The 12814-nt window shown below is 70.4% G+C and carries 16 protein-coding genes; 6 read left to right on the top strand and 10 right to left on the bottom strand.

What is annotated here, in order from left to right; translation table 11 throughout:
- Positions 1-53: 53 nt before the first annotated feature.
- On the bottom strand, positions 54-386 hold the full coding sequence (locus AC4PMY_RS10820) for a hypothetical protein (RefSeq protein ID WP_064294728.1): 333 nt from the start codon (positions 384-386) through the stop codon (positions 54-56).
- A gap of 81 nt (positions 387-467) precedes the next feature.
- Positions 468-776, bottom strand: coding sequence for a hypothetical protein (locus AC4PMY_RS10825; protein WP_491622706.1), 309 nt, complete (start codon positions 774-776; stop codon positions 468-470).
- A gap of 269 nt (positions 777-1045) precedes the next feature.
- Between AC4PMY_RS10825 and AC4PMY_RS10830 the strand changes: the two genes are divergently transcribed.
- Positions 1046-1531, top strand: a complete 486-nt coding sequence (locus AC4PMY_RS10830) for a pyridoxamine 5'-phosphate oxidase family protein (RefSeq protein WP_064294726.1) — start codon at positions 1046-1048, stop codon at positions 1529-1531.
- A gap of 21 nt (positions 1532-1552) precedes the next feature.
- Here AC4PMY_RS10830 and AC4PMY_RS10835 read toward each other — a convergent pair whose 3' ends face one another.
- Positions 1553-2965: an aminotransferase-like domain-containing protein gene (locus tag AC4PMY_RS10835; RefSeq protein WP_491622707.1), complete on the bottom strand. Its 1413-nt coding sequence runs from the start codon at positions 2963-2965 to the stop codon at positions 1553-1555.
- Here AC4PMY_RS10835 and AC4PMY_RS10840 point away from each other — a divergent pair.
- Positions 2964-3878, top strand: coding sequence for a DMT family transporter (locus AC4PMY_RS10840; protein ID WP_491622708.1), 915 nt, complete (start codon positions 2964-2966; stop codon positions 3876-3878). The two genes, AC4PMY_RS10835 and AC4PMY_RS10840, sit on opposite strands and share 2 nt — an antisense overlap.
- 7 nt (positions 3879-3885) lie before the next feature.
- Positions 3886-4503, top strand: coding sequence for an FMN-binding negative transcriptional regulator (locus tag AC4PMY_RS10845; RefSeq protein ID WP_491622709.1), 618 nt, complete (start codon positions 3886-3888; stop codon positions 4501-4503).
- On the opposite strand, the gene AC4PMY_RS10850 is transcribed toward AC4PMY_RS10845, so the two are convergent.
- Positions 4421-5431, bottom strand: coding sequence for a DMT family transporter (locus tag AC4PMY_RS10850; RefSeq protein ID WP_491622710.1), 1011 nt, complete (start codon positions 5429-5431; stop codon positions 4421-4423). The two genes, AC4PMY_RS10845 and AC4PMY_RS10850, sit on opposite strands and share 83 nt — an antisense overlap.
- A gap of 32 nt (positions 5432-5463) precedes the next feature.
- Between AC4PMY_RS10850 and AC4PMY_RS10855 the strand changes: the two genes are divergently transcribed.
- Together AC4PMY_RS10855 and AC4PMY_RS10860 are read left to right on the top strand one after the other, a co-directional pair.
- The gene (locus AC4PMY_RS10855) at positions 5464-6051 is read left to right on the top strand and encodes a TetR/AcrR family transcriptional regulator (RefSeq protein WP_064294721.1); all 588 of its coding nucleotides are present in this window, start codon (positions 5464-5466) and stop codon (positions 6049-6051) included.
- A gap of 54 nt (positions 6052-6105) precedes the next feature.
- Positions 6106-6897 carry an SDR family oxidoreductase gene (locus AC4PMY_RS10860; RefSeq protein ID WP_314140030.1) on the top strand — a complete coding sequence of 264 codons (792 nt, stop codon included), beginning with the start codon at positions 6106-6108 and terminating at the stop codon, positions 6895-6897.
- On the opposite strand, the gene mmuM is transcribed toward AC4PMY_RS10860, so the two are convergent.
- Positions 6894-7793 (bottom strand): homocysteine S-methyltransferase, encoded by a 900-nt coding sequence (mmuM, locus tag AC4PMY_RS10865; protein ID WP_491622711.1) that lies wholly within the window; start codon positions 7791-7793, stop codon positions 6894-6896. The genes AC4PMY_RS10860 and mmuM overlap by 4 nt on opposite strands.
- Positions 7794-8030: 237 nt before the next feature.
- Between mmuM and AC4PMY_RS10870 the strand changes: the two genes are divergently transcribed.
- Positions 8031-9617 (top strand): MFS transporter, encoded by a 1587-nt coding sequence (locus AC4PMY_RS10870; RefSeq protein ID WP_491622712.1) that lies wholly within the window; start codon positions 8031-8033, stop codon positions 9615-9617.
- Here the strand turns inward: AC4PMY_RS10870 and AC4PMY_RS10875 are convergent.
- The 5 genes from AC4PMY_RS10875 to AC4PMY_RS10895 all read right to left on the bottom strand — a co-directional run bounded on the left by AC4PMY_RS10875 (position 9598) and on the right by AC4PMY_RS10895 (position 12728).
- Positions 9598-10083: a twin-arginine translocase TatA/TatE family subunit gene (locus AC4PMY_RS10875; RefSeq protein WP_064294718.1), complete on the bottom strand. Its 486-nt coding sequence runs from the start codon at positions 10081-10083 to the stop codon at positions 9598-9600. The genes AC4PMY_RS10870 and AC4PMY_RS10875 overlap by 20 nt on opposite strands.
- Positions 10084-10098: 15 nt before the next feature.
- Positions 10099-10278, bottom strand: coding sequence for a twin-arginine translocase TatA/TatE family subunit (locus tag AC4PMY_RS10880; RefSeq protein ID WP_064294717.1), 180 nt, complete (start codon positions 10276-10278; stop codon positions 10099-10101).
- 56 nt (positions 10279-10334) lie between these two features.
- Positions 10335-11318, bottom strand: coding sequence for an intradiol ring-cleavage dioxygenase (locus AC4PMY_RS10885; RefSeq protein ID WP_064294716.1), 984 nt, complete (start codon positions 11316-11318; stop codon positions 10335-10337).
- A 78-nt stretch (positions 11319-11396) separates the two neighbouring features.
- Complete coding sequence (locus tag AC4PMY_RS10890; RefSeq protein ID WP_491622713.1) at positions 11397-12410, bottom strand: squalene cyclase; 1014 nt, start codon at positions 12408-12410, stop codon at positions 11397-11399.
- A gap of 42 nt (positions 12411-12452) precedes the next feature.
- Entirely contained in the window at positions 12453-12728 is a 276-nt protein-coding gene (locus tag AC4PMY_RS10895; protein WP_064294714.1) for a hypothetical protein, read from the bottom strand.
- Positions 12729-12814 lie beyond the last annotated feature (86 nt).

Consider the following 12814-nt stretch of genomic DNA (forward strand, 5'->3'; position numbering starts at 1 on the left):
CCGAGATCGATCAGAACGCAAGAGCGGGCGGAGAGCAGGTCCACCCGGCCGGATCACCCTGCTGATGCCTCGTCGAGCGCGTCGAGCTCCCGCAGCGCCGCCTCGGCGCGCCCGAGTCGATCGGCCTCCGGCTCCTCCCACCATTTCGGGCCGCGTTCACCGAGCCCGTGCTTGGCGAGGCCGACCCGGCGGCGGGCAGCAGCGACCGCGTCGTCATCGCCTGCCCGCTTCGCGACGCCGACGCCGGAGCGCCCGCGGCCGAGGTGGGACTGGAGGGACGCGACGAGTTCCGACGGCAGACTCGGATCCGTCCGGCGCCAGCGTCTACCGTTCACGACGAACCAGTGGTCGTCCTCCTCCGGCCCGTCGTCCGATCGTGGCGTCACGGGTGCCTCCTGGAGACGACACAGGGCCCGGCCCACCGCGAACGCGGACGAGACCGGACCCTCGAGGTCATGATGGCGCGATCAGCCGTTCTTGACGGCGTCGAGCACGCCCGCCCAGCCGAAGGCGGAGATGGCGTCGGCGAAGGTCGAGTCACCGCGCCCCTCGCCGATCTGCTTGCCCGAGGCGTCGCGGACGACGACCGTGTGGTCCTTCTCGGCCTCGGTGCCGTTGCCCTCCTCGATGAAGTCGATTTGGATCTCGCTGTCACCGAGGGTGCCGGTGACCGTGGTCGTGGCGTCCTGCTCGGTGGTCTTCGTCGTGAGGAACGGACCGCCGCCAAGTGCCGCGAGCGCCTCGTTGATCTGGTTCGTGAGCGATGAGGTGTTCATGTGTCTCTCCCTACGGTGATGAAGAGTCCAGGCTAGTGAGCGGACCCGGGAACGGCGGGAGCATGGCGCTCGTGCACGAGATGTGCGATGGGGCGACCGGAGACGGCGACAGGACACGTCGGCCGGACTCGCCACAGGAGCAGAAGATCCGCCTCACGTCAACGGTCGGCGCCATCCAGGTGCGGTCGGAGCCACGAGTCGTAGGCTGCGAGCCACGCAGACCGGCACCCCGACACCGACGGGCCGGTCGACGAGACGAAGGAGACCCCATGGCCGGAGACACCGACCCCTACACGACCCTCAACAAGCTGCTCGCGGACTTCCGCTTCGCGATGCTCACCACGGTGGACCTCGACGGCAAGCTCGTCGCCCACCCGCTCACCGTCCAGGAGCGCGAGTTCGACGGCGACCTGTGGTTCATCGTCGGCAAGGACGCCTCCGCCGTGCAGCAGCTCGACGTCAACCCGAACGCCGGCGTCACGCTGAGCTCGGACAGTTCGTGGGTGTCGCTCGCCGGCACCGCCGAACTCGTCGAGGACCACGCCAAGCTGGAAGAGTTGTGGAACAGCGTCGTCGAGGCATGGTTCCCGGACGGCCCCTCCGACCCGCGCGTCGGTCTGCTCAAGTTCTCGGCCGACAGCGCCGAGTACTGGGACAGCCCCGGCGGCAAGATCGCGACCGCCGTCGCGTTCGTGAAGTCCAAGGTCACCGGCGAGACCTACGACGGCGGCGACAACGCGAAGCTCGACCTGTAACGAGCGGTCGCCTGAACACCTTCAGGCACGTTCGTCCGCCAGGACACCGCCGAGGATGCGGGCCGCTTCATCGAAGCGGCCCGCGTCCTCGCCGGAGTAGTTGACTCTCACGTAGGGCCCCGCGGGTTCCGCAGGGAACCACTCGGTGCCGTCCGAGACAATGAGCCCACGGCTCTCGCATGCGCGGACCACGCGCGGCACATCGGTGCCCTCCGGGAGCCGCAGCCACAGGTTCAGTCCACCGAGCGGCAGCCGCTCGAGGTGCGCCGCCGGGGCGTGCTCGCGCAGACTCGCGACGAGCAGGTCCCGTCGGGCACGGAGGAGCGGTCGCAGACCGCGGAGGTGCGACCGCCACCCGGGCTGGGTGACGACGTCGAGGGCGGCGGCCTGCAGGACCCCGCTGATGTACATCGACTCGGCGGCCAGGTCGGCCAGGATCCGGTCGTGGGCCGGGCCCCGGGCGATGACGGCGGCGACGCGCAACGCGGGCGAGACGCTCTTGGTCAGCGACCGCAGGTAGATGACGTGGCCGTCGTCATCGAGCGCGGCGAGCGGCCGGGCATCGACGTCGATCGCGAGATCGTGGGCCCAGTCGTCCTCGACGAGGAACGCGCCGTGTCGCCGGACGATCTCGATGATCGCGACCCCCGTCTCCGGCGACCAACGACCTCCGGTCGGATTCGCGAAGGTCGGCTGTGCGTAGAACGCCCGCGCACCGGTGTCCTGGAACGCGCGCTCCACGACGTCCGGGTCCGGTCCGTCGGGACCGGTCGCCACCGGGACCAGCGTCACGCCCGCCTGCTCGGCCGCGAGGATCGCGCCCCAGTAGCTCGGCGACTCGATGAGCATCGGCTGCCCAGGGCCGACGAGTGCCCGGAAGATCGAGCTGAGTCCACTCTGACTGCCGGAGATCACGATGACGTCCCGGGCGGTCGGCGGCGCGACCCCGGGCGGTGCGGCTGCCGCGAGGTCGGCTGCGAACCACGCCTGGAGCTCCGGCGAGCCGGCCGCCGGCGATCGGGTCATCGCCACGTCGGTGCGGGCGGCGCGCGCGAGCGCGGCGCGGACCAGCCGTTCAGGCAACAGTTCTCGGGCGGGGTATCCGGAGTGCATCGCGATCGCGGCGGGTGCGACCGACCGTTGCGCCGAGGACAGCGCGCCAGAGCGCCACGGGAGCGCGCCGAGCGCAGCGGTCTGCCAGCCGTAGTCCACCGACCGCGCCGGACGAGCCGCCCGCACGAAGGTGCCGACGCCCGGCCGACTCTCGATGAGCCCTCGCCCGGCGAGCTGGCGCATCGCGTTCTGGACGGTGACGGGGCTCGCTGCGAACTCGGCGGTCAACGCCCGGTTGGAGGGCACGCGTGCACCCGGAGGAGCCGCTGCGATCCAAGCGGTCATGGCGGCGACGATCCGCCCGGTGCTATCGTCGTCCATGAGTCTACAGAGTAGCGTTATCGCGACACCGACGCGAGTGTTATCCCGCAGCGGGCTCGGCTGGGGCGCCCTCGGCGTCCTGGCGTTCTCCCTCACGGTCCCCGTCACGAAGGTCGCCCTCGTCGGCCTCTCGCCGCTCTTCATCGGTTCCGGGCGCGCGGTCGTCGCAGCCCTGCTCGCCGCGATCACCCTCGCCACCATGCGAGCGCGGCGACCGACCGGTGTGCAGTGGGCGCGCGTCGCGATCGTCGCCGGCGGCGTCGTCGCCGGGTTCCCGCTCCTGACCTCCTTCGCGCTGACCACCGCTCCCGCCGGTCACAGCGCCGTGGTGATCGGCCTCCTCCCGGCGGCGACGGCGGTCGCCGCCGTCCTCCGGGGCGGCGAGCGCCCGACGCGTCGCTTCTGGATCTTCGCCGGCTCGGGCGCGGTCGCGGCGATGGTCTTCGCCTCGGTGCAGCACGGCGGCCTGGCCCCGATGGCCTGGTCGGACCTCCTCCTGCTCGGCGCCGTCGTCGCAGCCGCGATCGGCTACGCGGAGGGCGGACTGCTCGCACGGGAGCTGGGCTCCTGGCAGACCATCTCCTGGGCGCTCGTCGTGGCATCACCGCTCATGGTCGCCCTCACGGCACTCGCGGTCGTCCAGCAGCCGCCGACCGCAGCCATCGGCAGCTGGCTGGCGTTCGGCTACCTCGGCGTCGTGAGCATGTTCCTCGGCTTCTTCGCCTGGTATCGCGGACTCGCGATCGGCCCGATCGCCCGGGTCAGCCAGATCCAACTCGTCCAGCCGGTGCTGAGCATCGTCTGGGCGGCCCTCATCCTCCGCGAGCGACTCGACTGGGCCACCGTGCTCGGCGGGCTCGTGGTCATCCTGTGCGCCGGCCTCGCCGTCCGCACCCGTCTCGACCGGAAGTGACCCCACCATGCGCCACACCCCCACCTACCTGATGACCGACGTCGACGAGGTCAAGCGCCTCATCCGCAACCACCCGTGGGCGACGTTCGTCTCGCCTGCGAGCACCGGTCTCGTCGCCTCCCACTACCCGGCGATCCTCGAGGAGGACCGGGACGAGCTGTCGATCGTCAGCCACTTCGGCCGACCGGACGAGCGCTCGCACGAGCTCGGCGAGCACGAGATCCTCGTCATCATCCAGGGACCGCACGACTACGTCTCGCCGAGCTGGTACCCGGAGGGCCAGCTGATCCCGACCTGGAACCACGTCACCGCGCACCTGTACGGCACGCCCGAGGTCCTGAGCGAGGACGAGAACTACGAGATGCTCTCGCGACTCACCGACCACTTCGAGGACCATCGACCGGACGGCCGCCACCTGTCCCAGGACGAGGCCGGCACCCGGCGGGCCGCGAAGGGCACGGTCGGCCTGCGCATGCGTGTCAGGCGGTTCGACGCCCGCGCGAAGCTCAGTCAGAACAAGGCGCCCGAGGTGGTCGACGACATCACCGCGCACCTTGCGGAGCGGAATCCGGCACTGGCCGAGGAGATGCGCCGTCAACAGGATCGGCCGCCGGCGGGGCACTGACCCGACGGGCACCGATGCGACCGCGGGCGTCGCTCACGAGCACGAGGGCGACGCCCGCCGCACTGAGCAGGAACCCGCCGGCCGTCAGGAGCGTGAACGGCTCCCGGAACAGGAGCGCACCCACGACGGCGGTCGTCGGCGCGACGAGGAACAGGAGCGCGTTGAGGACCGTGACCCCGATGCGACGCAGCAGCCACCAGTAGAGCCCGTAGGCCGAGAGCGTCGGGACGAGCGCGAGGAAGAGCGTCGTCAGCCAGAAGGTCGCGCCGCCTGGCGGCACCGCCTCACCCGTCGCGAGGGCGAGCACCGCGAGGAGCACCATGGTCGCCGTCGCGTGGACGGTCAGCGCGAGGAGGACCGGGGATCGGTGCGGCGAGCGCCGTTCGAGGATCGTCGCGGTGATGAGGCTGGCCATGGCGAGTGCGGGCAGGGCGTAGGCGATCGGCGGCGCGTCCGAGGCGCCGAACTGGGACTGCACGATGAGGAACACTCCGACCGCGCCGATCCCGAGTCCCAGCCACTGGGCACCCGGCACCCGCACGTGCAGCAGCGGTCCGGCGAGCGCCGCGATGACGAGCGGCTGGACGGCGTCGATGAGCGCGGTCGTCCCGGTCGAGATGCCCACGGCGACCGAGGCGTAGACGAACACGACGTAGCCGAACTGCGCGAACAGGCCGATGACGAGCTGCGAGCGCAGCTGAGCCCGGGTGGCGTTCCGCCACTGCCCGCTCAGCACCAGCACGATCGCGAGCCCCACGGCGAGCGGGACGAACCGCCAGAGGAGCACGGTGAGCACCGGCACGTCCTCGGTTCCGATCTTCGCGACGATGAACCCGGAGCTCCACGCGAGGACGAACCCGATCACCGCGAGGGGGACGATGACGGCACGAATCATCCGCGCCACAGGTATACCGATCTGTCTACTCATCCCCGCAGTATACAGACTGGTATAGTTTTCGCATGACGGTCGACACTCCAGAGCTCGCACCCCTCACGCCGGGCGCCCGACGCGTGCTCGATGCCGCCTCCGTGCTCTTCTACGAGAACGGCATCCACGCGGTCGGCGTCGACACCATCGCGGAGGCGGCCGGGGTCACGAAGAAGACGCTCTACGACCGTTTCGGCAGCAAGGAGGCCCTCGTGCTCTCCTACCTGCAGCATCGCGACGCGCGCTGGCGCATCTGGGTCGACGAGTTCCTCGCCCGGCATCCGGAACCCGGGATCGACCGGGTCCTCGCGATCTTCGACGCGGCGATCGGCTGGTCGGACGACAACAGCCCCAAGGGGTGCAGTGCCGTCAACGCACGCGCGGAGATCCCCGACCACGCGACGAGCGGCCTCGTGCTCCCCGAGGTCACCCGGCAGAAACAGTGGCTGCTCGAACGCTTCGCCGAGCTCATCACCGAAGCCGGCCTGTCGGACGCCGGAGCGCGCGCCCGCGAACTCATGTTGCTCTACGAGGGCGCGATCGTGACGGTCGGGATGCGCACCTTCCGCGAACCGTTCGAGACCGCCCGCGCGATCGCCGGTCGACTCCTGGCCGCCTGACCGGAGCCGGGCGCGGCCTGTCGGCGACCACTCGACATCGCGTAGGGTCTCGGGATGGACTTCACCGACGACGCCACCGCCACCGACCGCATCGCCATCGTCACCGGGGTCGGGCGCCGCCGCTCGATCGGCGCGGGACTCGCCACCGGTCTCGCCGCGGACGGCTGGAACCTCGTCCTCAACGCCTGGCGACCCTACGACGACCGCGTGGGCTACGAGCGGACCCCCGACGACCCCGAGTCGATCGCCGACGAGTGCCGTGCGCTCGGTGTGACCGTCGAGCTCGTGCTCGGTGACCTCGCAGACCCGGCGTTCCCGGCCGAACTCGTCGAGCGCGCGGCGCAGCTGGGTCCCGTGTCGGGGCTCGTCATGTCGCACTGCGAGTCGGTCGACAGCTCGATCCTCACGACGGACCTCGACAGCTGGGACCGCCACTTCGCCGTGAACGCGCGGGCGACGTGGCTCCTCATCAAAGCCTTCGCCGAACAGCTCCCGGTGCAGGAGACGCCGCCCCGGGTGGCCGGTCGCATCGTCGCGCTCACGAGCGACCACACCGTGCACAACCTGCCCTACGGGGCCAGCAAGGGTGCGCTCGACCGCATCGTGACGGCCGCGGCGGTGGAGCTGGGCGACCGCGGGGTGCGGGCGAACGTCATCAACCCGGGTCCGATCGACACGGGCTGGATGACCGACGACATCCGCCGCTGGGGAGCCGAGGCGACGCCCGCCGGCCGACTCGGCACGCCGTCCGACACCGCCGACCTCGTGCGCTTCCTGTTCTCGCCTGCAGGCTCCTGGATCAACGGCCAGGTGCTCTCGAGCAACGGCGGATTCAACGTCGGTTAGGAACGCGTCCACCCGTCGACCTGCGCGCGGACACCGGCGATGTCGGCCGGCATGACGCGACAACAGCCGCCGACGACCGTCGCCCCGGCCTCCAGCCAGGCCTCCACCTCGCCGACCCCGGCGGCTCCACGCCAACAGCGGGCGTCGGCGTCCCAGCGCTCGCCCGAGTTCGGGTAGACCACCACCGCCTTGTCCGTCACGGACCGCGCAGCGGCGATGGCCGGGAGGACCTCGTCCGGGTGCGAGCAGTTGACACCCACCGCCTGGAACTCGTCGATCCCGTCGACCAGTCGGAAGCCCTCCGCCATCGGCTCGCCCGAGCGGAGACGACCACCCTCCACCGTGAACGACAACCACGCAGGCACTCCCGAACCCCGCACGAGCTCGGCGAGCGCCGTCGCCTCGTCGAGCGTCGGAATGGTCTCGAGGGCGAGGAGGTCGGGGGCCGCGTCGACCAGTACGGCCAGACGCCGCTCGTGCCACCGCCGGAGCTCGGTCCGGCTGAGACCGGAGGCACCCTCGTACTCCGAGCCGTCGCCGAGCGTCGCGCCGTACGGACCGACCGACGCGGCGACGAGGAGCGGGCCGTCGGGGTCCGATTCGGCCCGCGTGTCGCGCGCCCCACGCGCCAGCTCGACGCTCGACCGCAGGAGCCGTTCGGTCTCCGGAACCGAGATGCCGATCCGATCGAACGCCTCGAAGCCGACCTGGTACGACGCCGTGATCGCGATCTGCGCACCCGCGGCGAAGAACTCCTGATGAGCATCCTGAATCGCCCCAGGATCGTGCGCGAGCAGCGCGGCGCTCCAGAGCACGGTGGACACGTCTCGGCCGCGCGCTTCGAGCAGCGTCCCGAGACCGCCGTCGACCGTCCAGATGCCGCGCCTCAGGTCCATACGTCCCATTGTGCTCGCGTCGCAACCCGATGAGGCGCCACTGGACACCTGGTATCGTCTATACCCGTCCAGAGCCGAGAGGACGCGTTCTCCCCGAGAACGACCCGCCACCCGACGTGCAGCTCCCCCGAGCTCCGTGCCAGTGCAGCATGGCGATCCTCCGGCATTTCTCGGGCACTGAGCGATTACGCGAGTGCCGAACGATTCAACACGACTGTCAGGAAACGAGTACTGCTTGTGAACTCCAGCGACAACGCGGCATCATCGTCCCCCGCATCCCCCTCCCCCAGAACCGGCCGGAAGCCGGCCCGCAAGACCAGGCGCCTCCGCGTCGACGACGTCCTCGTCGTCAAGACGTCCAAGGTCCGCACCGCCATCTCGGGCACCGTCGTCGGCAACTTCATGGAGTGGTTCGACTTCGGTATCTACGGCTACCTCGCGGTCACGATGACCGTCGTCTTCACCGAGGGCCTCCCTCCTGAGGCCGGCATCCTCGTCACCCTGTTCGGTTTCGCCGTGTCGTTCCTCGTGCGTCCGCTCGGCGGGCTCGTGCTCGGACCGCTCGGCGACAAGATCGGCCGGAAGAAGATCCTCTTCCTCACGATGTCGATGATGGCGGCGGCGACCGCCCTCATCGGCGTGCTGCCGACCGCCGCCCAGATCGGGCTGTGGGCGATCGCCCCGCTGTACCTCCTCAAGATGATCCAGGGCTTCTCGACCGGCGGCGAGTACGCCGGCGCGTCCACCTACGTCGCCGAGTTCTCGCCCGACCGCCGACGCGGGTTCTGGGCGTCCTGGCTCGATGTCGGGTCCTACGTCGGTTTCGCGGCAGGCGCCGGGACCGTCGCCCTCACCACGCTGATCGCGGAGGGCCTCGCCGGCCCCGACGCCATGACCGAGTTCGGGTGGCGCATCCCGTTCCTCATCGCTCTGCCGCTCGGTGCGGTGGCGGTGTGGTTCCGCCTCAAGATCCCCGAGACCCCGGCCTACGAGGTCGCCGAGACCGCCAGCGGCATCGAGGCGGAGCACGAGGACCCCATGGCCCGCCAGGGGATCTTCGGGATCTTCCGTCACTTCTGGCGCCAGATCCTCATCGCGATGGCGATCGTCGCCGCGACGAACACCGCCGGCTACGCGCTCACGAGCTACATGCCGACCTACCTCGAGAAGGACGTCGGGGTCTCCAACCTGACGGCCGCGGTCGCGACCATCCCGGTCCTGCTGATCATGTCCGCCTGCCTGCCGCTCGTCGGCCGGATGTCCGACAAGCTCGGTCGCAAGCCCGTCTACCTCATGGCCGTCGGTGCGACCCTCGCCCTCATGGTGCCGGCGTTCGCGGTCATGCAGATCGGTGAGATCTGGGCCATCTTCATCGCCCTGTTCATGGTCGCCGCCCCGGTCGCCCTGTGGGCGGGACCGTCTGCGGCCTCGCTGCCGGCGTTCTTCCCGACGGCGTCCCGCTTCGGCGCGATGGCGATCGCCTACAACCTGTCGGTCTCGCTCTTCGGTGGCACGACGCCGCTGTTCAGCGAGTTCCTCATCCAGGTCACCGGGAACACCTTCATGCCCGCGTTCTACATCATGTTCTTCGCGGCGGTGGCGGGCGTCGGCGTGCTCACGATGCGGGAGACGGCTCGTCGTCCGCTCATCGGCTCGGTGCCGACGGTCGAGACGAAGGCCGAGGCGGTGGAACTCGTCAAGGGGCAGGATGACAACCCGCTCATCGACACCCACACGATGCCGCTCGACATCCTGCCGCCCGCGTCGACCACCGGCGCCGCGGCGGACGGCCGGGACGGACGCGTCACGACGCCCGCCGGCTAGCGGGTTCTTCGACGCGTTCGTCGAGGACGACGCGTTCGGTGATCACGATCGGGGCGGGTGCGCGGTGCGCATCCGCCCCGTCGCGTCCGACCCGTTCGAGCAGCGCGGCCTGCCAGCCACCGCTCGCGACCGGCTTCGCCGGGGCGGACGGCACGGTCGGGTCCACCTGCACCTCCGACGTCGTCGAGTGCTCGAGCTGCGCTACCGGCCCCCGCTCCTCGCCGAGCGCCTCCTGGATGATCCGCCGGGGATCGAACTGTCGAGGGTCGAGGCGTTTCCACTCGGTCGGGTCGAACTCCGGTCCGAGCTCCTCGGCTGCTCGCGCCTTGGTCGAGGCGACGAGGTCGCGGACGGTGCGGACGAGCACTCCGAGTCGCTTGGCGTACACCGGCAATTGTTTCGGACCGATGAGCACGGCCGCGAGGATGCCGATGACGATCAGCTTGTCCATGGTGAGTCCGAACACGATGCGCTCCGATGATCAGGGGGCAGGGGTGTCGGCGCGGGGGTCGGTGTCGGCCGACACCTCGTCCTTCAGGATGCGTGCCGACTGCCCGACGCTGCGCGCGAGGCTCGGGAGCTTCGCGGCGCCGAAGAACAGCAGGATGACGGCGAGGACGATGAGGGCGTGCCAGCCGGTGAGGTTCTGGAGGAATCCCATGAGGAGTCCTTTCGGGTCGATGCGGGTCGGGACGGGAGGGTGTGGTGGCGCCGCGGTCAGCGTCCGCTCGGCGGCGTTCCTCCGCCGCCGCCAGCCCCGCCACCGCCGGACGGGGCAGCACCGGCGGTCGGCGTGGTCGTGGTGTCCACCCGGACGGTGAGCGCCACCTGATACCCGGAGGTCGCGTCACCCGTCACCGTCGCGAGTTGCAGGGCACCGCCGTCGTCGCCGAAGACGTTGTCGTCGTCGAGACTCACCTGGGCGAGGTTCGCGCTCGAACCGTCGTAGCCCGACAGGGCGTAGACGGTGTCGCACGCCGCCTGCGGGAGGGCGACCTGCGAGGTCGCGATGGCGTTCGCGGAGTCGGAGATGTCCGCGACCGTGGGGTACACCTCGAAGTGGATGTGCGGCCACCGGCCCGAATAGCAGGCCGGGAAGATCGAGGTGTACGAGACGGTCCCCGAGCTGTCGGCGACCTGGACGCCGCGGAGGTAGGTCTCGTCCTCGATCCCGTCGGAGTACATCGAGTAGCCGCCCGACGCGTCGCAGTGCCAGACGTACACGGCGACGTCGGCGAACGGGGCGTCACCGTTCGCCATGTCGAGGATGGTGAGCGAGAGGGCCATGGGGACTCCGCTCGCGGTGGTGCCCGACCCGATGCTCGACCGGATGTCGCTGCGGACGATGCCGGACTCCTCGAGCACGTCGGCTCCGTTGGAGCCGTCGCCCGGGTAGGGGCCTGCGGTCTCGTCGGGGATCTCGCCCGATGGGAGGCCGCCGGTCGCGGTCGCGGTGCCCGTGTCGGTACTCGCGGCGCCGGAGCTCGTGCTGCTGCTGCCGGACGCCCCGGTGGAGCAGGCGGCGAGCGCGACGGCCCCGACCCCGGCACCCACGAGGCTCAGCACCGTGCGCCGGCTGACGAGGGTTCCGAGGTCGAACGCGACGCCCTGGTCGACGACCTCCTCGTCGGCCCGGTCGAGCAGACGGCCCTCGTAGGCCGGGCCGTCCGGGGTGGTCTCGGGTGCTGGGATCCTGCTCATGGTGCGCCTCGCCTTCGTCTGCGATCGGTGGTCTCGATCGGTCGTGAGACGAGCATCGGCGTGGCGGCTATGGGCTTCCTATGAGCCGTCCATACGTCGTCGATGGGTCTGCTGGGCGGTTGCCGAGTCCGCATCGTCCCACCAGGCGAGGACCCGGGAACCGATGAGCGTGAGCCACTTCGACGGCTCACCCTCCGGCACGTCGGTGTCGAACCAGACGCGTCCGGGGAGGACCCGTCCCTGCAGCCAGATCCCGTCCGACCGCCGTGCCGCGCGGACGAGCTCGACGGCGTCGGCGAGGCGCGGATCCGGGGGTGTGCCGCCGGCGAGAGACGCGTCCCGGAAATGGTCGAGGGCGGCGAGGGCGCTGTAGCGGTGGCGGTTCGGGTAGACGAAGTGGTCCACGAACGGGCCGACCCGCTCACCCGTCGTGGCCCGGTTGAGGAGTCGTCGCGTCAAGAGGTACTCCTCACCACCTTGCCGGGCCTCACGAACACTCGAGTCCCCCGTGTACGACTCATACGCCAGGAGACCCCGCACCGCGTTGAGGGTCGAGTGGAAGGAGGACCGCACCGAGTCGCCCTCCTCCGCCTCGCAGTTCCAGCCGCCGTCGGCGAGGCGATGCGTGGAGAACCAGGCGGCGAGCGGGGTGACGTCGACGTCGAGCCAGGCGCCGTTGGCGAGCGTGAAGGAGTTGATGCAGACGTCGACCTCACCGCCCCAGTACGGCAGATCGTCGTACTCCCAGCGACTGTTGGCGGTCAGGCGCTCGGCAGTGTCGGTCAGGGCCCCGGCATCGACACCCCATTCGCGGAGGTCCTTGAGCGCCCAGGTGGTCCCGACCCAGGGCTGCCCGGGCTCCTCCTGCTCGGCACTGCCGAAGAACCCGGCCGGGAAGTAGGCGCCGCCCGCCCACTGTCCGTCAGGGTCCTGATGCGCGAGCAGCTCGGCACCGAACCCGGTCGTCGCCACGGTGCTCCGCGTCGCCTCCCAGACCTCGGGTGGCGCTCCCGCCAGGTCTCGTTCGACCTGCCACCGGATGGCCGGGTCGGCGTCGAGCAACCAGTCGAGCAGCTTCGGATCGATCGCCATGCGGGAACGCTACTCCCCGGTGGCGCGCTCCGACAGGGCGGATCAGCGCGGGGTGGCCTTGAGCCCGTTGGGCGGCCCGTCGCGGTCGGACGCGGTGCGCGGCACGTCGTACCGCACGAGGGCGTCGGCGCGTTCCAGGCTCGGTTGCACGCTCATCAACACCCGTTTGAGCGGATCGATGTCCCAGGCGATGACGAAGTACGCGTCGGCACCACCCCGATCACGGCGCCGTTCGATGACCGCCTTCGGGATCACCGGGTCGTTCCGCATCACGAGCCACGTGTCGTGGTCGAGCCGGATCGGACGCGGGCGGGTCATGGATCGAACATACGTTCGAATGTTGCGTGAAGCAAGTCGACAGTGGAGTTGCTTAACTTTGCTTAACCGCTTGACCATCTTCACGG

It is taken from the genome of Plantibacter sp. MDV22-iso1, from assembly GCF_058408345.1.

What these genes read in the sequence shown, in the direction of transcription:
- AC4PMY_RS10825 (WP_491622706.1), bottom strand. Translation starts at nt 776, where the DNA reads ATGAACACCTCATCGCTCACGAACCAGATCAACGAGGCGCTCGCGGCA.
- AC4PMY_RS10830 (WP_064294726.1), top strand. Translation starts at nt 1,046, where the DNA reads ATGGCCGGAGACACCGACCCCTACACGACCCTCAACAAGCTGCTCGCG.
- AC4PMY_RS10840 (WP_491622708.1), top strand. Translation starts at nt 2,964, where the DNA reads ATGAGTCTACAGAGTAGCGTTATCGCGACACCGACGCGAGTGTTATCC.
- AC4PMY_RS10835 (WP_491622707.1), bottom strand. Translation starts at nt 2,965, where the DNA reads ATGGACGACGATAGCACCGGGCGGATCGTCGCCGCCATGACCGCTTGG.
- AC4PMY_RS10845 (WP_491622709.1), top strand. Translation starts at nt 3,886, where the DNA reads ATGCGCCACACCCCCACCTACCTGATGACCGACGTCGACGAGGTCAAG.
- AC4PMY_RS10850 (WP_491622710.1), bottom strand. Translation starts at nt 5,431, where the DNA reads ATGAGTAGACAGATCGGTATACCTGTGGCGCGGATGATTCGTGCCGTC.
- AC4PMY_RS10855 (WP_064294721.1), top strand. Translation starts at nt 5,464, where the DNA reads ATGACGGTCGACACTCCAGAGCTCGCACCCCTCACGCCGGGCGCCCGA.
- AC4PMY_RS10860 (WP_314140030.1), top strand. Translation starts at nt 6,106, where the DNA reads ATGGACTTCACCGACGACGCCACCGCCACCGACCGCATCGCCATCGTC.
- mmuM (WP_491622711.1), bottom strand. Translation starts at nt 7,793, where the DNA reads ATGGACCTGAGGCGCGGCATCTGGACGGTCGACGGCGGTCTCGGGACG.
- AC4PMY_RS10880 (WP_064294717.1), bottom strand. Translation starts at nt 10,278, where the DNA reads ATGGGATTCCTCCAGAACCTCACCGGCTGGCACGCCCTCATCGTCCTC.
- AC4PMY_RS10885 (WP_064294716.1), bottom strand. Translation starts at nt 11,318, where the DNA reads ATGAGCAGGATCCCAGCACCCGAGACCACCCCGGACGGCCCGGCCTAC.
- AC4PMY_RS10890 (WP_491622713.1), bottom strand. Translation starts at nt 12,410, where the DNA reads ATGGCGATCGATCCGAAGCTGCTCGACTGGTTGCTCGACGCCGACCCG.
- AC4PMY_RS10895 (WP_064294714.1), bottom strand. Translation starts at nt 12,728, where the DNA reads ATGACCCGCCCGCGTCCGATCCGGCTCGACCACGACACGTGGCTCGTG.